Genomic DNA, 22,206 nt, shown 5'->3' with positions numbered 1-22,206 from the left:
CTGGACTCAGAACTTGTACGACGCCCCGAGGTAGAACCCCTGGTAGATCGCCGCGTGATCCACGCGGGTCGTGTCCGCCGTGTTCAGGTTCGGGCGAACGTCGGCGCCCACGCCGGTGTATCGAGCGTTTCGGTAGCCTCCGAACGCCTCGAGGCCGCGCCACGCCTTCCAGCGGATGCCGAGGTAGCTCTCCAGCACCTGGGCGCTCGCGGAATCGTCGGTCCTGATGCCGATCGGGACGGACAGCTGCCGGATGAAGCCGATGAGCGGGGTTCCCTGGGCGTTCGTCTGCTCGAATTCGCTGAACGGCGGGGAAAGGATGTGGTCGATGGAGCCGTCGGTGTTCGCCAGCGCGTACACGTGGGCCAGCGAGGAGTAACTCGTCTGGAGCGTGCCGTCCAGAACCGCCAGAGAGAACCCCGACTCGATGTAGAGGTGCCGATTGAGCGGGAAGGTCAGCTCCGCCCCGGCGTCCGCGCCGCGGCCGTTGAACTTCGACTCCAGACTCGCGACGTCCGGGATCGGGGTGAGGGGCCCGGGCACCCCCAGCGGGGCGATCAGCGGTGGAATCGGGACCCCGTTGTACACGGGGACGAGCGAGTAGTACGTGCCGAGCAAGGACCGGTTGTGCTCCACGCGCCGGTAGCCGACGAACCAGCGCACGGTGATCCGCGGCGATTGGTATCCGATCCGGTAGAAGTCGAGCCGCATGTCTCGGAGACGCGTCCGGGTGTCCACGAGGATCCCGTCGGCCATGCCGTCGTCGAAGATTCCCGCGCCGGCCGGGTGGACCGGGGCCTCCCCGAAAACGAAAATACCCGGGGAGTACTGGCCGAGCTCTTCCTTCTGGTCGTGCGAGTACCAGGTGAGCACGAACTCTCCGATGTTGCCGCGGAGGAGGTAGCCCACCCGGAAGCGCGCTCGATTCTCGTCCCCCAACGGCATGTGGAGCGTCGTCGTTCCGAACGTCTGGCTCGGGTCGTTCACGGTCGCCGGCACGTACGTCAGGCCTCCTGGCTCCGCGATCCAGTCGCTGACCTCGATGAACAGTCGAGCCAGCTTCTCCTCGGACTCCTCCGGCGCCGGCGAAGCGGGGGGCTTGGCCTCTTCGGCCCGGGAGACGGTCGAAAGCACCACCGCGAACAGCACCGGCGCGATCCAACGCGAGTACGCTTTCATTCGCTTCACCTTAGCCACGATGTGGGACGATCGGCCCCGAGATGGCCCGGGCCCTAACGCGCCGTGAACGCGTACGAAATCCCTTCAGACGGCTGGGACGAGCTAGCCTTCCCGACCAGCGTGCTCGAAATGTCCCTTCCCTCGAGGAAGACACGGCTCCCGAACGTCGGAGCGACCACGCCCAGGAACAGCGCGGAAGCGCCCGGGTTCGTGTCCTTGCGGGCCTTGACCACGATGGTGTCGCCCGAATTCACCTGGACGCCGTAGAACGAAGCGACCCCCGCGACGCCGGGATCGCCCAGCTGCCGGCTGCTCGACCCGCCGCCGAACGGGCAGGCGCTTCCGAAGCTCGTCGAAGTTCCTGGCGCGATCTTGACATGCTCGATGAAGTCCCTGCTCGCGGTGGAGATACGGCGGCCGTTCCTCAGGGTGAGGATCACGGTGGTATGCAAGGGTGTCCCCGGCAGCGACGTCAGATCCTGCGACCAATTGACCTGGTGGCTCGACGGCGTTTCCGGAGGCGAGTCGTCGTAATCGGTGACGCTCGCGAGCCCGTTCACGTATTGATCGGCGGTCAGCTGGACGATCTGGGACGAGCCCGCGGGGATCCGATCGATCTCCACGGAGAAACGCATCGGATACGAGACGTCCGGTCGGGATCGCTGTCCCGAGTTCGGCGACATGTCGCACCAGAGCCCCAGGTCCTGGACGGTCTGCTCCGGCGGGCGCCCCTCCTGGTCCGGGAAGGTCGTCACCGACACCTTCTGCGCGTCCCAAACCTCGTACAGGGCGACCGACGAGGACACCTTCGACTCGAACGTTATCTGCGCGTTCTGGGCGGGCGCCGACGCCGGCTGCGTCGTCTTGCAGCCGCTCGCGACGGCCAGCGCCAGGATCAACGCCGGACCCAAGGCTCTTCGTGCCATCCCGACCTCCGTGGGAATCGAGGAGAGAAGCTACCCCGACCGGCACGGAGGAGTCAAGCGTCCCCTCCGGCGCGTGCCACAGATTGCGGTGAATCTTCCGCAGCCGCCCGCCAGGCAGGAGCGTGTTAGAATCCGCGCGCCCGGAGGTCTGGGATTGCGCCGCGCGGGGCGCGTTCGCGCACCGGCGCGCGGCACCCGGCAGGAGGGAGCGACGATGGCTCGTGACCTGACGGCGGAAGAGGTGGCTGCGCTCGAGTCTCGTAGGGTGGAGCGCGTCTATTCCGTGATCGCTCGCGGTTACGACGCTTTCTTCGATTGGGCCCTCGGCCCGGGACGCCGCCGTGCGGTGGGTTGCCTACCCCTGCGTCCGGGCGACCGGGTCCTGGAGGTGGGCGTCGGCACGGGCCTGTCGCTCCCGCTCTATCCCCGGGACTGCCACGTCACCGGCGTGGACATCGCGGAGCCGATGCTCGAGCGAGCGCGGGCCCGTCTCGACCTCCTCCAACACGAGGACGTCGAGCTGCGCCGGATGGACGCCCGAGACCTGAAGTTTCCCGACCGTTGTTTCGACCACGTGCTCGCGCCGTACGTGATCTCCGTGGTGCCGGAGCCCGCCAAGGTGCTGGGAGAGATGGCGCGCGTCTGCCGTCCGGGGGGGACCGTCATCGTCGTCAATCACTTCCTCAGCGAGAATCCGTTCCTCGGGTTCTTCGAGCGCCTGCTGACCCCCGCGAGCCGGTGGATCGGATTCCGCATGGACCTCCCGGTCGCTTCGGTGCTTCCCGCCCCCGGTCTCGACCTGGTCGCGGTCCGGAGGGTCAACCTGCTGGGACTCTGGCGGCTCCTGGTGCTGAGAAAGGCCGCGGCCTAGCCGGAGATCAGTGCTCGGGCTCGGCAGGCCGCTCCGCCGGGGGCCAGGGACGTCGGGGCGAGCGAGCGGTCTCACGTTGCTCGGTCAGGCGGTCGACGACCTGTTTCTGCTCCATGACCGATGCGAACTGGCGCTCGATGGTCTCGCTGGTCACCGCGTTGCGGGTCAACATCTCGAGGCCCCGCACCTTCTCCCGCAGCGCGGCGATTTCCAGGCCTCGCCCTTCCACCTCGAGATCCGCCGCGCGGAGCTTCTGGCGCAGCAAGGTGGTCTCGGTCGCGAGCCGGTCCCGAAGACGGACGATCTCCGCGCGGCACTCCTCGACCTCCCGGCGCTTCGCATCCAGGTCCCCCTGGAGCTCCAACATCCGGAGCCCGCTGGCGCGGACCATGCCGTACTGGACCAGGAGCTGCTCGTGCTTCATCTGCAGTTCCTGGTAGAGGCCGATGGGCAGCATCTCGCGGGAGGGGACCTTCGTCAGCGAGCGGATCGGGCCGCGCACGGGATCCGGTGGTGCCGCCCGACGGTCGCTCCCGTCGAGCCCGGCCGTCTCGAGGCCCTCGTCGGACACGAAGTACTCGGGGCCGAACCGACCGGCCAGCTTCTCGGCGCGAAGCCTGCCGCGGCGGATGTACCGCCTCAGCGTGGTGACGGAAAGGCCCACGCGCTCGGCGGCTTCCCTCAGGGTCATGCGCTCCATGCTCGACGCTCCGCGGCGCGGTCAGGAGGTGGCGCCGGACGTTTCTATCACAGCGCGGTTCCGCACCACAAGGGGCCCGCTCGGCGCCGCGCGACGGGTTCGAGCCTGAGGTTGATCACGGCGTGCGCTGCGATGTACCTTCTGCGTCGTCCGGCGGGTCGCCGGGTCCGAGGTGGGACCGATGCGCGAAGCTCCGACCGCTCCCCGACACTGGGCCGACGAGGCTGCCTCCGCGGTGGCGTCTTCGGGCGCCATCCCGGTGATCTCGACCGGTATCTCGCCCTCCGGCGAGATCCACATCGGCAACATGCGGGAGGTCCTGACGGCCGACGCCGTCTACCGCGCCCTTCGTGACATCGGCGTCGCCGCACGGTTCAATTACGTCTGCGACAACTTCGACCCGCTCCGGAAAGTCTACCCCTTCCTCGACCCCGCGACGTACGCCTCGCGGGTCGGTCAGCCGCTTTCCGACATCCCTTGCCCCTGCGGGAGGCACGCCTCGTACGGAGACCACTTCCTCGAGCCGTTCGTGGCGGCCCTCGGAAAGCTCAGAGTCGACGTCGAGATCGAGCGCGCCGACGCGATGTACAAGTCCGGCCGGATGAACCCGTTCATCGTCGCAGCGCTCCTCAAGCGGGACAGGATCGCGGAGATCCTGCGCGAGATGACCGGCAAGGAGGTCGCGGAGACCTGGTGGCCGTTCAATCCGCTCTGCCCCGCGTGCGGGCGGATCCAATCGGCACGGGTGACCGGCTTCTCCGCGGAGCGCGAGACCGTGGATTACTCTTGCGAGTGCTCGGCCTCCGGGACGGTGCCGATGGCCGGCGGCGGGAAGCTCGTCTGGCGGATCGACTGGCCGGCGCGATGGAAGCTCCTGGACGTCACCGTGGAGCCTTTCGGAAAGGACCACGCCACGCGCGGGGGGTCCTACGAGACCGGCGTGCGCATCGTGAGAGAGGTCTTCCACGGGGAGCCGCCGTTTCCGATCCCGTACGAGTGGATCCGGCTCAAGGGGGGCGGGGACATGTCCTCGAGCAAGGGGAACGTCCTCGCCATCGGCGAGGCGCTCACCCTCGTGCCCCCCGAGGTGCTCCGCTATCTCGTGCTGCGCGAAAGGCCGCAGCGGAGCATCGCGTTCGATCCCGGCCTGCCGCTCCTCCAGCTCGTGGACGAGGTCGACGACGCCACCGCGGCGGGGCGGGACGAGCGAGCGATCGAGCTATCGCGAGCGGCAGGATTTCGGCCGGTGGGCATCCCGTTCAAGCACCTCGTCGTCGTGGCCCAGGCCGCGGGGTTCGACCTCGGCAGGGTGACCGCCATCCTGGACCGGACCGGCTACCCGGGTCTGGACCCGGGTGCGGTCGCGGAGAGAATGGAGTACGCTCGTCGGTGGCTCGCGAGCTACGCCCCCGAGGATCTCCGGTTCGAGGTGCGCGAGACGCTGCCGGCCGAGGCCCTTGCGTTGTCCCCGTCGCAGCGGCTGTTCCTCGGTAGGCTGGCGGAGGAGATCGGGAAGGGGATGGACGGCGAGGCGGTGCATTCCCTCATCTACCGGATCGCCGGCGAGATCCCGGAGGTCAGGCCGGCGGAGTTGTTCGAGTCGATCTACATCAGCCTGCTCGGAAAGCCGAGAGGCCCGCGCGCCGGATGGTTCGTGTCCCTGCTCGGCGCATCGTTCTGCGCGCGCCGGTTCCACGAAGCGGCGGGAGGTTCGCGATGAGCATGGCGACGGTGGCGAGTTCCTGGACGGCTCGAGGCGTGCTGGCGATCGCCTTGTGCCTCGGCGGTGGAGGAGCGATCGCGGTGCAGCAGGGGGCGCCCCCCGCGGCGCCGCCTAAGGCCCCCGACGAGGCGGCGCCGGCGGCGGTGGCACCCGCGAAGCGCGTCGTCCGCACGTTCAAGGTGTACGCGGACAACTGGAGCTGGACTCCCGACTCGATCCGCGTCAAGCAGGGAGACCACGTGGTCCTCAAGCTCTACGCCTACCGGGCGTCGCGGTCGTTCCTGCTCAAGGGGTACAAGCTCGACGTGCACATGCCCCAGGACCAGGAGATCACCGCCGAGTTCGACGCCGACCAGAAGGGGGAATTCCCCTGGAGGTGCGGCCGGCCGTGCGGCAACGGGTGCGCGAAGATGCGGGGGACGCTGTTCGTGGATTGACGGACCGGTATTCCCGCCGGCCGCCCTGCCGGGAGGCCGCTGCCGGCACCGCCGCCTACCGATCGCCCCAGTGGAGCTTCCGACGGAGGACGTCGAAGAAGCCGCGGCGGGCGACGCGCACGAGGAGCACCGGCGAGGGGTGGCGATCGATCGCGATGGCGTCCTTCGGCCTCATGGGAACGCCGACCTGGCCGTCGAGCGTGAGGTAGACCGCCTCCGGCTCGCCCAAGAGCCTGACGTCGATCCTCACCGTGCCGGGGACGACCAGCGGCCGCTGGGCGAGGGTGTGCGGGCAGATCGGGGCAATCACGAACGCCGCCATGCGCGGGTCGAGGATCGGGCCCCCCGCGGAAAGGTTGTAGGCCGTCGAGCCCGTGGCCGTCGACACGATCAGGCCGTCGCTCGTGAGGGTGGCGACCTCCTCGCCGTCCACTCGCACCTCGACCGTGATCATCCGCGCCAGCGCGCTCTTCGTGATCACCGCGTCGTTGAGCAGGAGGTGCTCGCGCAGCGTCCTGCCTCCGCGGCGGAAGCGGACCCTCAGCGCCTGACGCTCCTCGATCCACGACTCTCCTCTCAGGAGCTTCTCGAGTCCGGGGTAAAGCTCGTCGGGCTGCAGCTCGGTGAGGAAGCCCAGGCCGCCGAAGTTCACCCCGAGGATCGGGATGCCGCGAGGCGCCACGTCCCGCGCGACCGAGAGGAGGGTCCCGTCCCCGCCCGCTACGATGGCGAGGTCGGTCCCCGCCTGGATCGCGCTCCGCGGGACCCCGTCCTTCCGACCGGCGGCGCGGGCGGTCTCGGAGTCGAACCGCACCCGGATGCCGCGGCGACGGAGCCAGTCGCGGAGTTCGCCGGCGATCCGGACCCCCTCCTCGGGTCCGATCTTGGCGACGACGAGGACGTGCCGGATCGGGCGGTGGGCCCGGGACGGGCGGCTCATTCGCCGATCTCCCCGCCGCGCCGAACCGCATCGTCGATCAACGAGCGCAACTCCGCGTCCTCGATGTCGGGGCGATGCGGCGCGATGTGCAGGAAGAACTCCACGTTCCCCTCGGCGCCGCGGATCGGGGAGGGGATCACGCCCAGTACCCCCCAGGCCCGCTGGCGCGCGAACGCCACCAGCCGTTCGAGCACCTCGGCGTGCCGCACCGGCTCGCGGACGATCCCCCCCCGGCCGACCTTCCCCTTGCCCACCTCGAACTGTGGCTTGACCAGCGCGACGATCTCCCCGGCCGAGGCGAGGCAAGCCGCGACAGGGGGAAGGACCCGCTCGAGGGAGATGAAGGATACATCGATCACGGCCAGCGCGGGGAGGAACGGAAGCGCCGCCGGCGTCAGGTAACGGGCATTGACTCCGTCCAGGACTCGGACCCGAGGGTCGTTGCGGAGGCTCCAGTCGAGCTGCCCTCGGCCGACGTCCAGGGACGCCACGGCGGAGGCGCCCGCCTCGAGCAGCACTTGGGTGAATCCCCCGGTGGACGCGCCGACGTCGAGCGCCGGAACTCCGGCGGGGCGGACGCCGAACGAGTGGAGCGCGGCCAGTAGTTTTCGCGCGCCTCGGCTCACGAATCGAGGGCCCTCCGCCAGGTCGAGGGGTGCTTTCGCGGCGATCCTCTGACCCGGCTTGTCGAGGCGCGTTCCGAGGGAGCTCACGCGTCCGGCCAGGATCAGGGCCTGCGCCCGGGTCCGGGTCGGAGCCAGGCCGTGCTCGACCACGAGGACGTCCAGGCGCTCGCGCCGCTCGCGCGGGCTCATCTCGATCGTTCGACGGCGAAGCGGGCGAGCGCGCGGAGCGGCTCGGTGGCGCGGCCGGAGCTCTTGAGCGCCAGAAGCGCGATGCCCACGCGGCGCGCGGCCTCGGCCCGGGAGGCATCCACCCCCAGCGCGGCGGCGTAGGTCGCCTTTCCGGCGTCGAGGTCCTTCCCGGGAGTCTTTCCCAGGATCTCGGGGGACGAGGTCGCGTCGAGGACGTCGTCGGCGATCTGAAAGGCGAGACCCGTCTCGAGACCATAGCGCTCGAGGTCGCGGCGCTCGGTCTCGGAGGCGCCGCCGTGGATCGCGCCGACGAGGACGCTGGCGGCCATGAGGGCGCCGGTCTTGTGTCGATGGATCCACTCGAGACGGGAGGGATCGACGTCGGTGCGTTCCGCCTCGAGGTCCGCCATCTGGCCCCCCACCATCCCGTCCACCCCCGCCCGCCGCGCCACCACGGCGACCGCCTCCGCGCGCCGTCCGGCGAAGGCGCCCCCGGGAGGCGCCGAGGCGAGGACCTCGAACGCGAGGGTGAGCAGCGCGTCCCCTGCGAGGACCGCTTCCGCCTCCCCGAACGCGCGGTGGACGGTGGGGCGCCCCCGGCGGAGATCGTCGTCGTCCATCGACGGCAGGTCGTCGTGCACCAGCGAGTACGTGTGGAGCATCTCCAGGGCGGCGGCGGGATCCAGGACGGCGTCGATCGATCCTCCGCAGGCCTCGCACGTCGCGATGGCCAGAAGCGGGCGGAGGCGCTTCCCGCCCCCGAGCACGGCGTAGCGCATGGCCCGTGCCACCGTCGCCGACGGTCCCGAGGGGCGGGGGAGGAGCCGGTCGAGGGCCTCCTCGACGCGGCGCCGCCTCGGATCGAGGTAGGCCTCGAGGCTCATCGCACCTCGTCCCGATCCCCCTCGCGGAACTGGACGCGCCGAATCGAGCTCGCGCGGCCATCCGACGGGGAGACCTCGATGAGCACCGCCTGGATGCGCGCGTCGTCGCGCGCGGTGGAGAAGCGGACGGGCCTCTGGGTGAGAAAACGCTCGAGCACCTCCGCCTTCTCGACCCCGATCACGGAATCGTGCGGGCCCGTCATCCCGACGTCCGTGATGCAGGCGGTGCCGCCGGGAAGCACGCGCTCGTCCGCCGTCGCGACATGGGTGTGGGTGCCCACCACCGCCGAGACCCGCCCGTCCACGTACCAGCAAAACGCGATCTTCTCGCTGGTGGCCTCGGCGTGGAAATCGATCAGGCGAACCCGCGCGCGGCCCGCGAGGTCCTCGATGAGCGCGTCCGCCGCGCGGAACGGGTCGTCCACGGCGGGCATGTAGACGCGCCCCATGAGGTTGGCGACGAGCACCGGCGTGCCGTCCAGGGCCGTGACCACGACGGCGCCGCGGCCGGGAACTCCGACGGGGTAGTTCGCCGGCCTCAGGAGGCGCTCGTGGGCGGCGAGATACGGCGCGATCTCCCTGCGGTCCCAGACGTGGTTCCCGGTGGTCACCACGTCGCATCCCGAGCGGAACAGCTCATCGGCGGTGGTCGGGGTGAGACCGTTGCCCCCGGCGCTGTTCTCCCCGTTGGCAACCACGAGATCGGGGCGCAGCTTGCCGCGAAGCGCCGCGAGCCCGGAGCGGAGCACCCGTCTTCCCGGAAGCCCCACGACGTCGCCGACGAACAGGATCCTCAAGGAAACGCCTCAGACCGCGAACTGCACCGAGCGGGTCTCGCGGACCACGCTCACCCGGATCTGACCGGAGTAGGTGACGTCCTTCTCGATGGCTCGGGCGATGTCCTTCGAGAGGGCATAGGCACCCTCGTCGCTCACGTCGCGGGTGTCCACGATGACCCTCAGGTCCTTCCCCGCCTTGACCGCGTAGGCCTGCACAACCCCGGGGAAGCCGAGCGCGATGGTCTCGAGGCGGCGCAGCCGCTCGATGAACAGCTCCAGATTCTCCTTTCGGGCCCCCGGGCGATTGTCCGAGACCCGGTTGGCGATCCGGAGGAGGAGGGCCTCGAGGGTGATCGCCTCGGCATCGGGGTGCAGGCTCTGGATGGCGTGGACCACCTCCTCGCTTTCGCCGTACTTCGCCGCGAGGTCGGCGGACGCGAGAACGGTGTGGCCCGTTGCGGCCTCGTCCACGCGACCGATCTCGTGCAGGAGGCCGGCCCGTCGGACCACTTCGACCCGCCCGCCGACCTCCGCAGCCATGTGCCCGGCGATGAGGGCGACCTCGGTGCAGTGCTGCATGAGGTTGTGGCCGTGATGGGTCCGGTACTTGAGGCGTCCGACGAGCCGGGCGAGGCGTGGATGGGGATCGGAGATGCCCAGATTGAACGCCGCCTGGGTGCCGGCCTCTTCGCTCAAGGTCTCGATCTCCGTCCGGACCTTCGCCACGACTTCCTCGATCCGTGCCGGGTGGATCCGACCGTCCTCGATCAGCCGCTCGATCGCGACGCGGGCCACTTCACGGCGGACCGGGTCGAAGGAGGAGATGAGGATCGCTCGCGGCGTGTCGTCGACGATCACGTCGATGCCGGTGGCCATCTCGAGCGCGCGGATATTCCGCCCCTCGCGGCCGATGATCCGGCCCTTCATCTCGTCGCTCGGGAGCTCGATGAAGCTGACCGTGCTCTCCACCGCCTCGCGGAGGTTGGTCCGCTCCGTGGCGCGGACGATGAGGCCGAGCGCTTCGCGCTCGGCCCCCTCCCGGGCCTCGTCCTCGATCCGTCGAGCGAGGCGCGCCCCTTCCCTGCGGCCTTCCTCCTCGATCGACGCGACGAGCTCCGCCCGCGCCTCCACCGCCGTGAGCCCGGCGGCCCGCTCGATGGCCAGGCGCGCGCGCTCCAGCTCGGCCCGGGCACCGTCCAGCGATTCCTGGACCGCCTGCTCGTTCCGCGCCAGCGCGGACTGCCGGCGCGCGAGGTCGCGCCGCTGCCGTTCGAGGGTCGCCGCCTCGCCCTCCACCTCCCGCGAGCGGGACTCGGCCGCCGCCTCCCGGGCGTCCAGGTCGCGCTCTCGCCGATCGGCCTCCTCCTCGAGCGCGAGCGCCTTCTCCTGGGCGCCGACCTGGACCTCCCGAGCCTTGCTCTCGGCTTCCTGGCGCGCCTCGTCGAGGAGGGCCCGGGCAGCGTCCCGCCCCCGGCCGACGATCCGTCTCGCCGTCCAGGCCGCCAGGGCGAGCAGCGCGACGCCGCCCGCGAGCCCCGCGAGGAACGGAAGAGTGAAACCCGATTGGAAAAGCACCCTGTACGCCTCGTGGCAGGTGGGAATCGCTCCCCACCTGCCGGAGCGGGTGCCGCCGCAGCCTGGCTGGATCTCACGCGCGGGACGAAACGACGACGTGACTCACGCTAGGCCCCCGCGTGGGCCGTGTGGGCGGATCCGATTGAACCTGATTCACCAGGTGGGAGCGACTCGTCGGCTTCAGGCTTCCCCTTGCGAGAGGGGCTTGCACACCGCCTCCGAGCCTTGGCCCCCGAAGTACTGACGTTGGCTCAAGGGAAACAACCCATCACGCACCCCGCAGGGGTCTCCTCGGAACCTCGATTCCTCGTCCATCCGCCCTTCGTACGTTCGTTGCGCGCTCGATCCGCCAGGCCGGCGACAGCACGGCCCGGACTCGGCCCTACTCGCCGAGAACCTCGTCCAGCAGGGCCACCAGCCGGTCCAGCCGGGCTTCGTCCTCCCCGTCCAATTGCGGGGTCCTCGCCCGGCTGGCCTGAAACCTCTCGTCCGCGATGTTCAGCGCGGCAAGGATGGCGACCTTCAAGGTGTCCGCCGTGCCGGTGGCGTCGGCGACCTCGTTCATCCTCCGGTCGACTTCCGCCGCTAGTTCGGCGAGGTACCCGGGGTCGCCCTCGCCGCGGAGGTGGTACGTCCGGCCGAAGATCGTCACCGGCGTCGGCCGGGCGTCCTCCATGTCCATCGCGCTCACTCCTCGCTCTCCCCGTGCCGGCGGGCCGCCCCCGGCCCGTCGTCGCCGCGGAGGTCCCGGACCGCCTCCGCCAGGACGTTTCGGAACTGGCCGAACTCGTCCCGCGGAAGCCCACCTCGGAGGCGCTCCAATTCACTCTCGAGTTCCTCGAGCCTACGGCGCAGCTCTCGCAGCCCGCCCTCGGCGCGGTCACGCTCCACCTTGAGGGTCCGTACCTGCGCGACCGCATTCAGGACGCGATCTTCCAGAAGCCTAATCTTGTTCTGGCTCATCTGTCAATCCCGGTCCGGCGCCGGTCACGCCCGGAGCCTGGCCCGGAGCCCCGACTCGGCGGCCTCCACCAGTGCCTTGCGATACGCCTCGGTCTCGACGTCGGTCAATGTTCGCTCCAGCGGCTGGAGGATAACACGCACCGTGACCGATACCTCCCCCGCGGCCAGCGGCGCGCCTTGATATCGGTCGAGCGCCTCGAAGCGGACGGGCGCCGGTGCCCCGACCTTCCTCAGCTCCGCCAGGAGGCGGATCCAGCTGGTGCCGGTTCCCAGGACCAGCGAGAGGTCCCGGGTGACCGCCGGGACGCGGGGCAGGGGAACCGCGCGCCGGCGTCCCTCGGAGGGGCCGACGAGGTGGCTGAGATCCACCTCGGCGACGAAGACCCTCGGGGGGAGACCCAGGGCGCGGGCGTGATCGGGATGGACTTCTCCGCACCAAGCGAACGCGTCACCCGCCTCTCCCGTCCACGCCGTCGATCGACCGGGGTGCAGTCCGCACAGGCCCGCCGGGGCCCTCTCGGATGGGAGGTCCGGGCGCAGAGCGCCGATGATCGCGTCGACGATCCCGGCCGCGTCGGGGAAGTCGACGCTCTCCGAGGGGCCGCTCCAATGGCGCGGCGACCGGGCTCCGACCCATGCGATGGCGACCCGCGACGGCTCGTCCGGGAAACCCGCCATGTCCCGCGGCAGAAAGACGTGCCCGATCTCGAAGAGCCGGACGTCGGCGGCCCCGCGCCTCAGATTGAGGTCCGCCGAGCGGAGGAGGCCCGGCATCAGGGAGCGGCGCAGCCTGGTCAGGGTCTCCGCGATCGGGTTCGAGATCGCCAGCGCTGGCGGACTCCCGCCGGAAACGAACGGAACGTCCTCGTCGGCCGCGTTCATGGAGTAGTTGAATGCTTCATGGAATCCCAGATGCGCGAGGAGGGTCCGGCAGCGCTCCTCTGCCGCCTCCCGGTCGGCGCCCCTGGAGGGCGCGGCGGCGGCGCCGGGCGGAGCGGGAATGCGGTCGTAGCCGATCTGGCGAGCGACCTCCTCCACGAGATCCTCCTCGCGATCGAGATCGACCCGCCAGGAAGGCGGGCGGACCGCGAGACCCCCCTCCTCCACGTCCCTCGGCGCGAGTCCCAGGGCGACCAGGGCGTCCCGGATCGCGGGCCGGCCCGGATCGAATCCGAGCAGCCTGCGCACGCGTTCGGGACGCAGGACGAGATGCCTGGCCGCGCTCGGCTCGGCGCGGACGTCGATCATACCCGCCGCCGGAGCGCCTCCCGCCAGCTCGAGGAGGAGGCGCACTGCCGTCTCCTGCGCCTCGACGACGCCTTCGGGATCCGCGCCGCGCTCGAACCGCTGACTGGCGTCGGTCGAGACGCCGAGGCGCCGAGCGGTCCTCCGGACGGAGCCGGGGAGGAAGTACGCGGCCTCGATCAGGACGTCACGGGTCGACGGCGCGATCTCGGACTCCAATCCTCCGATGATCCCGGCCAGGGCGATCGGGTGCCCGGCGTCGGCGATGACGAGCATCTCGGGTCCGAGCGAACGCTCGATCCCGTCCAGCGTCGTGAGCTTCTCGCCGGGGGCCGCGCGGCGCACGCGAATCTCTCCGCCGCCGACCCGGGAAAGGTCGAAGACGTGGATCGGGTGCCCCAGCTCGAGCAGCACCAGATTCGATGCGTCGACCACGTTGTTGATCGAGCGGATCCCGCAGGCCTCGAGGCGGACGCGGACCCAGGGGGGAGACGGGCCGACCCGGACGTCGCGGATTGCGCGGGCCGTGTAGCGCGGGCAGAGATCGGAGTCGTCGACGGCGAGCCGAAGGAGACTCGTGAGCGGCTCGCCGTCCTCGCGGGAGACGCGACGGCGGGGAAGGAGGCTCCTTCCGAACGCGGCCGCCGCTTCGCGCGCCAAGCCCAGGTGTCCCAGGCAGTCGGGCCGGTTCGCCGGCACGTCCACGTCGAGCACGACCCCGGCGGCCCCCTCGAGCGTCGCGTCCACCGTGAGGCCGCGAGCGGTGAGGGCGGCGGCCACGGCGGGTGGATCGATTCCCGAGAGGTCGCAGATCTCGCCGAGCCACTTCAAGGAGACGAGCATCAGCCCTTCTCACGGAGCCGGGGCGACAGCCCCGGCCCCGTCACACGGGAAACTGCGCGAGGAACCGGAGGTCGTTCTCCATCAGAAGACGCAGATCGTCGATTCCGTACCGCATCATGGCGATCCGGTCGATCCCGAGACCGAACGCGAACCCCGTGTAGCGCTCGGGGTCGATGCCCACGGCCTCGAACACCGCCGGATGGACCATTCCGGCGCCCCCGAGCTCGAGCCAGCCGGACCCCTTGCACGCGCGACAGCCGGACCCGCCGCAAACCCTGCAGGAGATGTCGTATTCGCATCCGGGCTCGACGAACGGGAAGTAACCGGGGCGCAGGCGCGTCCTCACGTCCGCACCGAAGAACCGCTTCCACACCTCCGCCATGGTCCCCTTGAGATCGGCCATCGAGATCCCCTCGTCCACGACCAGGGCCTCGAGCTGGTGGAACATCGGCAGGTGGGTCGCATCGAGATCGCGGCGGTACACCCGCCCGGGACAGATCATGCGGATCGGAGGCTCCTGCGCCTCCATGGTGCGGATCTGCACGGGGGAGGTGTGGGTTCTGAGAAGCAGCCCTCCCACCACGTAGAACGTGTCGGTGGCGTCGCGCGCGGGATGGTCGGGCGGAAGGTTGAGCGCCTCGAAGTTGTGGAAGTCGTCCTCGACCTCCGGCCCGCTCTCCACGGAGTAACCCATCTCACGGAAGATCCGCTCCAGCTCGCGGCGGGCGTGCGTGACCGGGTGCAAGGAGCCCTGCCACGGCACGCGCGAGGGGAGCGTCGGATCCACTCGCTCCTCGGCCAGCGCCTCGCTGCGTCGCCGGGATTCCGCGGTCGCGGATGCGGCCTCGATGGCGTCGAGGATGGACTCCTTGAGTTCGTTGATCGCCTTCCCGGCCTCGGGACGAGCCGCGGGCGGGAGCGCACCCAGCCGCTTCATCAGCGCAGGGACCTCCCCCTTGCGACCGAGGAAGCGGATCCTCACCCCTTCCACGGCGTCGGGCCAGTCCCGCGCCTCGGACAGAGCCTCGCGGAAGTCCCGCTCGATCCGCTCCAGCTCCTCGCGCACCCGCTCCCCGTCAGGCGCCGGCGGCCGCCTGGCGGGCGGCCTCGACCACTCGGCCGAAGGCCGCGGGGTCTTGGACCGCAAGGTCGGCGAGGATCTTCCGGTCCAGATGCACTCCGGCGACCTTCAGGCCGTGCATCAGCGCCGAGTAGGACATCTCGTGGAGGTGCGCGGCGGCGTTGATCCTCACGATCCAGAGCCGACGGAAGTCGCGCTTCTTGGCGCGCCGGTCCCGAAAGGCGAAGGTCAGCGAACGCTCCACCTGCTGCTTCGCGATCCGGTAGAGCTTCGACTTCGCGAGGTAGTAGCCTTTCGCCCGCCGCAGGATCTTCTTGCGCTTCAGCCGTCTCTTGTTTCCGCGTTTCACCCGGGGCATCGCCGTCCTCCTTGCCGTCGAACCCCTCCGGGATCCGATCGGCGGGAACGCGTCGGCCTCGAACCCCCCGCCGGCGCGGGGCGAACCCGTCGCCTCCCGTCAGTTCGGAAGCATCCTGGCGACGCGCTTCCGATCGGCGGGGGAAACGAGCGTCGGCATGTCCAGGCCGCGCTTCCTCTTGGTCGTCTTCTTGGTCAGGATGTGGCTCTTGTACGCCTTCGCACGCTTGAATTTCCCGGACGCGGTCTTCTTGAACCGCTTCGCCGCGCCCCGATGGGTCTTGAGCTTGGGCATGTTCTCGCTCCAGCGGGATGGCTCAGGGCTCGCCCGCGTGTTGTCCGACCGCCGTTCTCGCCGATTCGATGAAGGCTTCGAGCGTCGAGACACCCCGGTCCCCGCCTCGGCGCGCGCGGACCGCCACCGTCCGGTCGGCCGACTCGCGGTCCCCCACCACCAGCATCCAGGGGACCTTGTCGAGCTGCGCCGCCCGGATCTTGGCGCCGATCTTCTCCCCTCGGGCGTCCACGCCGGCTCGTAGCTCCGCCGCCGCGAGCGCGCTCCGAACTTCCTCCGCCCAGGCGATCGCGCGCTGGGTGATCGGCAGGACCCGCACCTGCTCGGGGGCGAGCCACGGGGGAAACGCCCCGGCGCAATGCTCGATCAGGATGCCGAAGAACCGCTCGAGCGAGCCGAGCATGGCCCGGTGGATCATCACGGGCCGCTGCTCCCGGTCCTGGGCATCGATGTACCGGAGGTCGAATCTCTCGGGGAGAACGTAGTCGAGCTGCACGGTCCCGAGCTGGTGCTCGCGGCGCAGGGCATCCAGGACGATGAAATCGATCTTCGGGCCGTAGAACGCGCCGTCTCCGGCATTCAGGACGTAGGGGTGACCGCTCCGGCGGAGAGCCCCCTCGAGAGCCTCTTCCGCCCGGTCCCACAGCGCATCGTCTCCCGCCCGATTCGGCGGGCGCGTGGAGAGGAAGATCTTCGCTCCCGGCAGGCCGAACAGCGCGTAGGTCTCGAGGTACATCCGGACCAGGAACTCCACCTCCGAGGAGATCTGCTCCGGCGTGCAGAAGATGTGGGCATCGTCCTGCGAGAAGCTCCGCACGCGCGTGAGGCCGGACGTGACCCCGGAAAGCTCGAAACGGTGGAGCCGCCCGAAATCGGCGAGCCGGATCGGCAGCTCCCGGTAGGAGTGCCGCCCCTCGGAGTACATGAGGCAGTGCGACGGGCAGTTCATCGGCTTGACCGCGTACTCTCGCCCTTCCGCCTCGGTGAAGAACATCGTGTCGCGATAGTGCTCGTAGTGACCCGAGCGCTTCCAGAGCGAGGCGTCGAAGATCTGCGGCGTGATGACCTCGCTGTACCCGTAGCGCGCGTAGAGATCCCGCACGTAGCCGATCATGAGGTTGTAGACGAGCGCGCCCTTCGGGTGGAAGAAGGGGCTCGCCGGAGCCTCGGGGTGGAACGAGAAGAGCTGAAGCTCCTTCCCGAGCTTGCGATGGTCGCGCTTCTTCGCCTCCTCGAGGAGCTTGAGGTGAGCGTCCAGCTCCTCGCGGGTGAAGAACGCGGTGCCGTAGATCCGCTGCAGCATCTTGTTCCGCTCGTCACCGAGCCAGTACGCCCCGGCGACCGAGAGGAGCTTGAACGCGCCGAGCCTGCCCGTCGAGGGAACGTGAGGTCCCCGGCAGAAGTCGGTCCACTGTCCCTGGCGGTAGATCGAGACGATCTCACCGCCCTTCGTGGTCGCGAAGTAGACCTTGTAGGGTTCGCGCTCCTTCTCGAAGAAGGCGATCGCCTCGTCGCGGGGGAGGTCGAGCCGCTCGATCGGAAGGTCGCGCTTCACGATCTCCGCCATGCGCGCCTCGATGGCGGCGAGGTCGGCTTCGGAAAACGGTTCCTCGCGGTCGAAGTCGTAGTAGAAGCCGTTCTCGATCACCGGCCCTTGGGCGATTCGGGTCTGTGGGAACAGCTCCTGCACGGCCTGCGCCGTGGCATGGGCGGTGGAATGCCGCAACACTTCGAGGGCATGGGAATCAGGGGCTACGACGAATTCGACCCGGGCGTTCTGGCTCAGGCGCCGCGAGAGATCCACGAGCTCGCCATCGACGAGGGCGGCGACCGGCTGCGGCGCCGCGGCGCCCCCGACCTCGCGCGCCAACTCGAGGGGCGAGGTCCCGCAGGGGACCGCCCGGACGGAGCCGTCGGCGAGCGTGACCTCGATTCTGCCTTCCCCGGCGACCAATGCCAGTTTTCCCCTGCTCCTCGCGGCGGGACGATCCCCGCGGCAGCCCCTGCCGTCCGGCGAAGGCCATCAAGCCGCGACAATGGTAGGCGCGCGCGGATTTGAACCGCGGACTTCTACCGTGTCAAGGTAGCGCTCTCCCCCTGAGCTACGCGCCTTCTGCATGCCACACCGCTCCGGCCGGGGTCCGACCGTCGCGGCGAGGGGCGAAAGTAGCACAGCGCCCAAGGGGTGTCAACGAAAGGAGTTCCCTCGTCCCCGGGCCGATGGATCCCGAGGTTCGTGTTGATTCCGGGCTGCGCTTTCGCTACCATCGTATCCCACCTCAGGACCGCGCCCGGGAGGGCGGGGCGTGCTTGGGCAGCCCGGCGGCCGATTAAGGGGATCCTTTATTGGTGCGATTCCTTCGAGGAGAGCTCCGCATCACTTTGCTCGACGCGGGCTCGCTGCGGCTCGACGGCGGGGCGATGTTCGGAGTCGTTCCGCGTCCACTGTGGGAAAGAGAACGAGCGCCTGACGATCGGAACCGCATCCGGCTGGGAATGAACCTCCTCCTGATCGAGGACGGCCGGCGCCGCATCCTGGTGGACACCGGCGCGGGGACGAAGTGGGACGACAGGCACCGGGACATCTACGGGCTCGAGCCGAAGACCGCCGAGGAGATGCTCGCTCCGGCGGGAGTCTCCCCCGGGCAGATCGATCTGGTCGTGAACACGCATCTCCATTTCGACCACGCAGGTGGGAACACCGAACGAAACGCCCGAGGCGAGATCGTCGCGGCGTTCCCGAATGCGCGCTACGTCGTCCAGCGAGGGGAGGTCGAGACCGCGCGGTCCGCGAACGACCGCACCCGCGCGTCCTATCTTCCCGAGAATTTCGAGCCGCTCCTCGCCGAGGGCCGCTTCGAGCTCGTGGATGGCCACGTGCCGATCGGGGCCGGCATCGAGCTCTGGCCGGCTCCCGGGCACACACCGCACATGCAACTCCCGGTCCTGGTGAGTCCGGAGGGAACCGTGGCCTTTCTCGCGGACCTCGTTCCGACGGCGAGCCACGTCCCTTACCCTTACGTCATGGGCTACGACCTCGAGCCGCTGCTCACGCTCGCGACCAAGCGCCGGATCCTGCCCGAGGCGGCTCGCGAGGGCTGGCTCCTCGTGTTCGAGCATGACGACGAGATGCCCTGGGCGACGCTCGTGGAGAAGGACGGGCGCCTCAGAGCGCAGGCTGTGGATCCGGGGGCCTGAGGTGGAGGCGATCCTGGCGCTGGAGGACGGCCGGGCGTACCGCGGACGCGCCTTCGGTGCCTCGGGCGAGCGGACCGGCGAGGTAGTGTTCAACACCTCGATGACGGGATACCAAGAGATCCTGACCGACCCCTCCTACAAGGGGCAGATCGTCGTGATGACTTGCCCCGAGATCGGAAACACCGGGGCGAACCCCTTGGACCACGAGGCCGACCGGCCGATGGTCGAGGGGTTCGCGGTGCGGGAGTACAGCCGCTCGCCGTCCAACTGGCGCGCGAACCAGGATCTCCACCAGTACCTCAGGGAGCATGGCGTGGTCGCGATCTCGGAGATCGACACTCGAGCCATCACCCGGCGGATCCGCACCGTGGGCGCGTTGAGGGGGGTGCTCTCCACGACGGACCGCGTCCCGGATTCGCTGGTGAGGAAGGCGAAGGAGGCTCCGCAGCTCGAGGATCTCGATCTCGTGCGTTGGGTGACGTGCGAGCGGCCGCACTCCTGGAGTGGCGGGCGCGCGCGGCGTTTCGCGCCGGCGGCCGCCGAGGAAGGGCCGCGCAGGCGGATCCGATGCGTCGCGTACGACCTCGGCGCGAAGCGGAACCTCTTCCGGCTCCTCCACGAGGCCGGGTTCGAGGTGATCGTCGTGCCCGCGACCACGGGCGCTTCGGACGCGCTCCGACTCGAGCCCGAGGCGGTGTTCCTTTCAAACGGGCCGGGCGACCCGCGCTCCGCAGGGTACGTCGTCGACACCGTCCGAGGGCTTCTGGGCAGAGTCCCCATGTTCGGCATCTGCCTGGGACACCAGGTCGCGGGGCTCGCCCTGGGCGGGCGGACGTTCAAGCTCAAGTTCGGTCACCGGGGGGCCAACCATCCCGTCAAGGACCTGAGGACCGGCCGCGTGGCGGTCACGTCGCAGAACCACGGCTACTCCGTGGTCCCCGAATCCCTTCCTGCCGGAACGGAGGTGACCCACTTGAGCCTCAACGACGGGACCTGCGAGGGATTCGTTCATCGGGATGCCCGCCTCCTCGCCGTGCAGTTCCACCCGGAGGCGTCGCCGGGGCCGCACGACTCGCTCGACCTGTTCCGCGAGTTCCGCGCCATGGTTCCCGACCGAGGGGAACCGGGCCGGATTGAGATCGAGGGCCACCCATGACGGACTGGAAATCGTCCCTTCGAGCCGATCCGACCCCCTGGCTGCTCGAGAACGCGTGCCCCGCGATTCGCTACCGGGTCCTCACGGAGATCTTCGACCGGGGTCGCGAAGACCCGGACGTGCAGAAGGCGAGGCAGGACGTCGCGGCGTACTTGCCCGCGCTGACGCTCCAGCGCCAGCAACGGAAGGACGGGAGTTGGGGGGGGGCGATCCACGCCGGGGACCCCCGCAAGCTTCAGCGAAGCCTCGAGAGCGGCCTGACGGCGCTCTACGAGCTCGGGTGGTCCAGGGACTCCAAGCCGGTGAAGCAAGCCGCCGCCACCCTCCGCACGTTCCTCACGGCGAAGAAGGACTTGAAGTTCTTCGAGTTCGCGAAGGTGGTCAAGGCGGACGACCGCCGCGAGCGCTACTACCGCTGGTTCCTGCGGATCCTCTCCCTCGGCCTCCTGATCCGCGGCGGGTACGAGGACGACCGGACGCGCCTTTCGGTCCTGGAGCTCCTGGACCTGGCCGCCGGGTTCGTCGATGACCCGGTGTCCAAGAATCCCGCCGAAGAGATCGGGGCGAGTCATCCACTGATCCGCGTCGCGGCCTGGCGGCGGGATTACCCATTCCTTCCGGATCTCTATCTCGCCCGGGTCTTCGCGTTCTCCCCATGGCTCCTGGAAGGGGAGCTGGCGAAGATGCGTCTCAAGAAGACCTTCGATTACGTGATGTCCGAGACCTACCAGAAGCTCGCACCCGATCTCGGGCTCGTGAGGACCGCGAAAGGGTCGTTTGTCAAGGGCAACGGCCTCCGCATTCGCTCGGTCGACTATTACCAGAAGCACGGCAACCTGGACGAGCTCATGCACAACCTGGAGCTCCTCGCCCGCCTCGGGTTGATCAACCGCTACCCGCAGCTCATGGCGCATCTCGAGTGGATTCACACGCAGCAGGGGAAGGAAGGGCGCTGGAATCTCGCGGGCAAGCTCCTCAACGAGAGCAGCCGTTGGACCGCGCTGATGCGGCTCGAGAAGGACTGGCGGAGCCCCGCGCGCAAGGAGGCGGACCTGACGTTCCGGATGCTCCTGATCCTGAAGTACCAGTGGGAGCGCCAGATCCGGATGCTCGACCGCCGCGAGGACGGCTACCCGATCTGAGCCCCTCGACCCCGGGTCAGGTCTCGGAGCTGGGGATAAGGGGGGTCGCGGGGGAGCCAGCGGGGCGGGACGGCGGCGACGCGGGCAGCCCATCGGCCGAGGAGAGCTTCCCGAAGAACATCTTCCCGGCGGTGGTCTGGATCACGCTGGTGACCACGATGTCGGCGGTGCGGCCGATCAGGGTCCGCGCGTTGTCCACCACGACCATCGTGCCGTCGTCGAGGTAGGCGACCCCCTGACCGGCCTCCTTCCCCTCCTTCAGGATGCTCACCTTCATCGCCTCGCCGGGAAGGACCACCGGCTTCACGGCGTTCGCCAGGTCGTTGAGGTTCAACACTTCGATTCCGCGCAGCGACGCGACCTTGTTCAGGTTGAAGTCGTTGGTCAGCAGCTTGGCGTTCATTCGCTTGGCGAGCTCGATGAGCTTGAGATCGACCTCGCGGATCTCCGGGATCTCCTCTTGGGAGAAGACGACGCGGCCGGAAGGGGCCTTCTTGAGCTTCTGCAGGATCTCGAGCCCCTTTCGCCCCCGCGCCCTGCGGAGCGAGTCGGGGGAGTCCGCGATGTACTGAAGCTCTCGAAGCACGAACGACGGGATGATCATCACCCCCTCGAGGAATCCCGCCTCGGAGACGTCGGCAACCCGGCCGTCGATGATCACGGACGTGTCCAGGACCTTGCAGTTGGGTCCTGCGGGAGCGTCTCTCCCCAGCAGAGCGACCGCGGAATCGCCCCTCAGCGACGCGCCGAACCGCGCCCCACCCACCCCCCCGGCATAGAGAGCGACGAGGTAAACGAACGGTCTGAGGGCGGCGGCCGGGAAGCCGGCGGTCCCCTCGGGCAGCACGCGCACGACCACCACCCCGACAAGGCCGCCGATCAGGAGCCCGAGAGCGCCGCCGGCGGCGGCCCAGATGTCCCACGCCCGAAGGAGGTGCTCGGCGGCGAGCGCCGCCGCGCCGAACGCGAGGCCCGCCGCGAGGCTCGGCAGGGGGCCCTCCCACCCTTCGCCGAGGGAGGAAAGGGGTCTGAGCGCCAGACCGAGGAGCAGCGCCACGAGGATCATCGTCGCGCGGGCGAGCCAGCGGCCCATCGAT

At 69.5% G+C, this 22,206-nt stretch carries 22 protein-coding genes, 1 tRNA gene and 1 other RNA gene; 6 read left to right on the top strand and 18 right to left on the bottom strand.

Going from position 1 to position 22,206, the window contains the following annotated elements:
* Positions 1–6: 6 nt before the first annotated feature.
* Both LAO51_11945 and LAO51_11940 read right to left on the bottom strand, forming a co-directional pair.
* The gene (locus tag LAO51_11945; protein ID MBZ5639448.1) at positions 7–1,179 is read right to left on the bottom strand and encodes a hypothetical protein; all 1,173 of its coding nucleotides are present in this window, start codon (positions 1,177–1,179) and stop codon (positions 7–9) included.
* A 53-nt stretch (positions 1,180–1,232) separates the two neighbouring features.
* Positions 1,233–2,105 carry a hypothetical protein gene (locus tag LAO51_11940; GenBank protein ID MBZ5639447.1) on the bottom strand — a complete coding sequence of 291 codons (873 nt, stop codon included), beginning with the start codon at positions 2,103–2,105 and terminating at the stop codon, positions 1,233–1,235.
* A gap of 214 nt (positions 2,106–2,319) precedes the next feature.
* Between LAO51_11940 and LAO51_11935 the strand changes: the two genes are divergently transcribed.
* On the top strand, positions 2,320–2,976 hold the full coding sequence (locus LAO51_11935) for a methyltransferase domain-containing protein (protein ID MBZ5639446.1): 657 nt from the start codon (positions 2,320–2,322) through the stop codon (positions 2,974–2,976).
* A 7-nt stretch (positions 2,977–2,983) separates the two neighbouring features.
* On the opposite strand, the gene LAO51_11930 is transcribed toward LAO51_11935, so the two are convergent.
* Positions 2,984–3,676 (bottom strand): helix-turn-helix domain-containing protein, encoded by a 693-nt coding sequence (locus LAO51_11930; protein MBZ5639445.1) that lies wholly within the window; start codon positions 3,674–3,676, stop codon positions 2,984–2,986.
* A 181-nt stretch (positions 3,677–3,857) separates the two neighbouring features.
* Here LAO51_11930 and lysS point away from each other — a divergent pair, with 181 nt between their 5' ends.
* Together lysS and LAO51_11920 are read left to right on the top strand one after the other, a co-directional pair.
* Entirely contained in the window at positions 3,858–5,396 is a 1,539-nt protein-coding gene (lysS, locus tag LAO51_11925) for a lysine--tRNA ligase (protein ID MBZ5639444.1), read from the top strand.
* The gene (locus LAO51_11920) at positions 5,393–5,836 is read left to right on the top strand and encodes a hypothetical protein (protein MBZ5639443.1); all 444 of its coding nucleotides are present in this window, start codon (positions 5,393–5,395) and stop codon (positions 5,834–5,836) included. The genes lysS and LAO51_11920 overlap by 4 nt, the downstream gene beginning before the upstream one ends.
* A 55-nt stretch (positions 5,837–5,891) precedes the next feature.
* Here LAO51_11920 and LAO51_11915 read toward each other — a convergent pair whose 3' ends face one another.
* From LAO51_11915 to LAO51_11850, 14 genes are all read right to left on the bottom strand, one after another.
* A complete protein-coding gene (locus LAO51_11915) occupies positions 5,892–6,776 on the bottom strand; it encodes an NAD(+)/NADH kinase (GenBank protein MBZ5639442.1) in 885 nt (294 codons plus the stop codon).
* Positions 6,773–7,591, bottom strand: a complete 819-nt coding sequence (locus LAO51_11910; GenBank protein MBZ5639441.1) for a TlyA family RNA methyltransferase — start codon at positions 7,589–7,591, stop codon at positions 6,773–6,775. Before LAO51_11910 ends, LAO51_11915 begins: the two co-directional genes overlap by 4 nt.
* Positions 7,588–8,475: a polyprenyl synthetase family protein gene (locus LAO51_11905; protein ID MBZ5639440.1), complete on the bottom strand. Its 888-nt coding sequence runs from the start codon at positions 8,473–8,475 to the stop codon at positions 7,588–7,590. Before LAO51_11905 ends, LAO51_11910 begins: the two co-directional genes overlap by 4 nt.
* Positions 8,472–9,272: a TIGR00282 family metallophosphoesterase gene (locus tag LAO51_11900; GenBank protein MBZ5639439.1), complete on the bottom strand. Its 801-nt coding sequence runs from the start codon at positions 9,270–9,272 to the stop codon at positions 8,472–8,474. The genes LAO51_11905 and LAO51_11900 overlap by 4 nt, the downstream gene beginning before the upstream one ends.
* Positions 9,273–9,281: 9 nt before the next feature.
* Positions 9,282–10,829: a ribonuclease Y gene (gene rny / locus LAO51_11895; GenBank protein MBZ5639438.1), complete on the bottom strand. Its 1,548-nt coding sequence runs from the start codon at positions 10,827–10,829 to the stop codon at positions 9,282–9,284.
* Between the two features lie 108 nt (positions 10,830–10,937).
* A non-coding RNA gene (gene ssrS / locus LAO51_11890) (6S RNA) lies at positions 10,938–11,118 on the bottom strand.
* Between the two features lie 93 nt (positions 11,119–11,211).
* Positions 11,212–11,520, bottom strand: coding sequence for a cell division protein ZapA (locus LAO51_11885; GenBank protein MBZ5639437.1), 309 nt, complete (start codon positions 11,518–11,520; stop codon positions 11,212–11,214).
* Complete coding sequence (locus tag LAO51_11880; GenBank protein ID MBZ5639436.1) at positions 11,517–11,792, bottom strand: hypothetical protein; 276 nt, start codon at positions 11,790–11,792, stop codon at positions 11,517–11,519. Before LAO51_11880 ends, LAO51_11885 begins: the two co-directional genes overlap by 4 nt.
* Before the next feature lie 24 nt (positions 11,793–11,816).
* Positions 11,817–13,880, bottom strand: coding sequence for a phenylalanine--tRNA ligase subunit beta (gene pheT / locus LAO51_11875; GenBank protein ID MBZ5639435.1), 2,064 nt, complete (start codon positions 13,878–13,880; stop codon positions 11,817–11,819).
* 40 nt (positions 13,881–13,920) lie between these two features.
* On the bottom strand, positions 13,921–14,946 hold the full coding sequence (gene pheS, locus LAO51_11870) for a phenylalanine--tRNA ligase subunit alpha (GenBank protein ID MBZ5639434.1): 1,026 nt from the start codon (positions 14,944–14,946) through the stop codon (positions 13,921–13,923).
* 10 nt (positions 14,947–14,956) lie between these two features.
* Complete coding sequence (rplT, locus tag LAO51_11865; protein MBZ5639433.1) at positions 14,957–15,319, bottom strand: 50S ribosomal protein L20; 363 nt, start codon at positions 15,317–15,319, stop codon at positions 14,957–14,959.
* Between the two features lie 99 nt (positions 15,320–15,418).
* Entirely contained in the window at positions 15,419–15,613 is a 195-nt protein-coding gene (gene rpmI / locus LAO51_11860) for a 50S ribosomal protein L35 (protein ID MBZ5639432.1), read from the bottom strand.
* Positions 15,614–15,635: 22 nt separating this feature from the next.
* On the bottom strand, positions 15,636–17,546 hold the full coding sequence (thrS, locus tag LAO51_11855; protein MBZ5639431.1) for a threonine--tRNA ligase: 1,911 nt from the start codon (positions 17,544–17,546) through the stop codon (positions 15,636–15,638).
* Between the two features lie 104 nt (positions 17,547–17,650).
* A tRNA-Val gene (locus tag LAO51_11850) sits at positions 17,651–17,725 on the bottom strand.
* A gap of 237 nt (positions 17,726–17,962) precedes the next feature.
* Here LAO51_11850 and LAO51_11845 point away from each other — a divergent pair.
* The 3 genes from LAO51_11845 to LAO51_11835 are packed head-to-tail and all read left to right on the top strand — an operon-like array spanning position 17,963 to position 21,109.
* Positions 17,963–18,811 (top strand): MBL fold metallo-hydrolase, encoded by an 849-nt coding sequence (locus LAO51_11845; GenBank protein MBZ5639430.1) that lies wholly within the window; start codon positions 17,963–17,965, stop codon positions 18,809–18,811.
* Position 18,812: 1 nt separating this feature from the next.
* Positions 18,813–19,967 (top strand): glutamine-hydrolyzing carbamoyl-phosphate synthase small subunit, encoded by a 1,155-nt coding sequence (gene carA / locus LAO51_11840; GenBank protein ID MBZ5639429.1) that lies wholly within the window; start codon positions 18,813–18,815, stop codon positions 19,965–19,967.
* Positions 19,964–21,109: a hypothetical protein gene (locus LAO51_11835; GenBank protein MBZ5639428.1), complete on the top strand. Its 1,146-nt coding sequence runs from the start codon at positions 19,964–19,966 to the stop codon at positions 21,107–21,109. The genes carA and LAO51_11835 overlap by 4 nt, the downstream gene beginning before the upstream one ends.
* 16 nt (positions 21,110–21,125) lie before the next feature.
* Here LAO51_11835 and LAO51_11830 read toward each other — a convergent pair whose 3' ends face one another.
* Positions 21,126–22,175 (bottom strand): TRAM domain-containing protein, encoded by a 1,050-nt coding sequence (locus tag LAO51_11830; protein ID MBZ5639427.1) that lies wholly within the window; start codon positions 22,173–22,175, stop codon positions 21,126–21,128.
* Positions 22,176–22,206 lie beyond the last annotated feature (31 nt).

Source organism: Terriglobia bacterium, assembly GCA_020073205.1.
In the GTDB taxonomy this organism is placed as follows: domain Bacteria; phylum Acidobacteriota; class Polarisedimenticolia; order Polarisedimenticolales; family JAIQFR01; genus JAIQFR01.
Note: the sequence above shows the minus strand (reverse complement) of the source record. Positions and strands in the feature narration are given on the sequence as shown.

Excerpts from the sequence above, each read along its gene's own strand:
- rplT (MBZ5639433.1), bottom strand. The coding sequence starts at position 15,319 with ATGCCCCGGGTGAAACGCGGAAACAAGAGACGGCTGAAGCGCAAGAAG.
- LAO51_11910 (MBZ5639441.1), bottom strand. The coding sequence starts at position 7,591 with ATGAGCCCGCGCGAGCGGCGCGAGCGCCTGGACGTCCTCGTGGTCGAG.
- LAO51_11935 (MBZ5639446.1), top strand. The coding sequence starts at position 2,320 with ATGGCTCGTGACCTGACGGCGGAAGAGGTGGCTGCGCTCGAGTCTCGT.
- LAO51_11945 (MBZ5639448.1), bottom strand. The coding sequence starts at position 1,179 with ATGAAAGCGTACTCGCGTTGGATCGCGCCGGTGCTGTTCGCGGTGGTG.
- LAO51_11930 (MBZ5639445.1), bottom strand. The coding sequence starts at position 3,676 with ATGGAGCGCATGACCCTGAGGGAAGCCGCCGAGCGCGTGGGCCTTTCC.
- LAO51_11835 (MBZ5639428.1), top strand. The coding sequence starts at position 19,964 with ATGACGGACTGGAAATCGTCCCTTCGAGCCGATCCGACCCCCTGGCTG.
- LAO51_11880 (MBZ5639436.1), bottom strand. The coding sequence starts at position 11,792 with ATGAGCCAGAACAAGATTAGGCTTCTGGAAGATCGCGTCCTGAATGCG.
- lysS (MBZ5639444.1), top strand. The coding sequence starts at position 3,858 with ATGCGCGAAGCTCCGACCGCTCCCCGACACTGGGCCGACGAGGCTGCC.
- LAO51_11940 (MBZ5639447.1), bottom strand. The coding sequence starts at position 2,105 with ATGGCACGAAGAGCCTTGGGTCCGGCGTTGATCCTGGCGCTGGCCGTC.
- pheT (MBZ5639435.1), bottom strand. The coding sequence starts at position 13,880 with ATGCTCGTCTCCTTGAAGTGGCTCGGCGAGATCTGCGACCTCTCGGGA.
- LAO51_11920 (MBZ5639443.1), top strand. The coding sequence starts at position 5,393 with ATGAGCATGGCGACGGTGGCGAGTTCCTGGACGGCTCGAGGCGTGCTG.
- LAO51_11905 (MBZ5639440.1), bottom strand. The coding sequence starts at position 8,475 with ATGAGCCTCGAGGCCTACCTCGATCCGAGGCGGCGCCGCGTCGAGGAG.
- rpmI (MBZ5639432.1), bottom strand. The coding sequence starts at position 15,613 with ATGCCCAAGCTCAAGACCCATCGGGGCGCGGCGAAGCGGTTCAAGAAG.
- LAO51_11830 (MBZ5639427.1), bottom strand. The coding sequence starts at position 22,175 with ATGATCCTCGTGGCGCTGCTCCTCGGTCTGGCGCTCAGACCCCTTTCC.
- LAO51_11915 (MBZ5639442.1), bottom strand. The coding sequence starts at position 6,776 with ATGAGCCGCCCGTCCCGGGCCCACCGCCCGATCCGGCACGTCCTCGTC.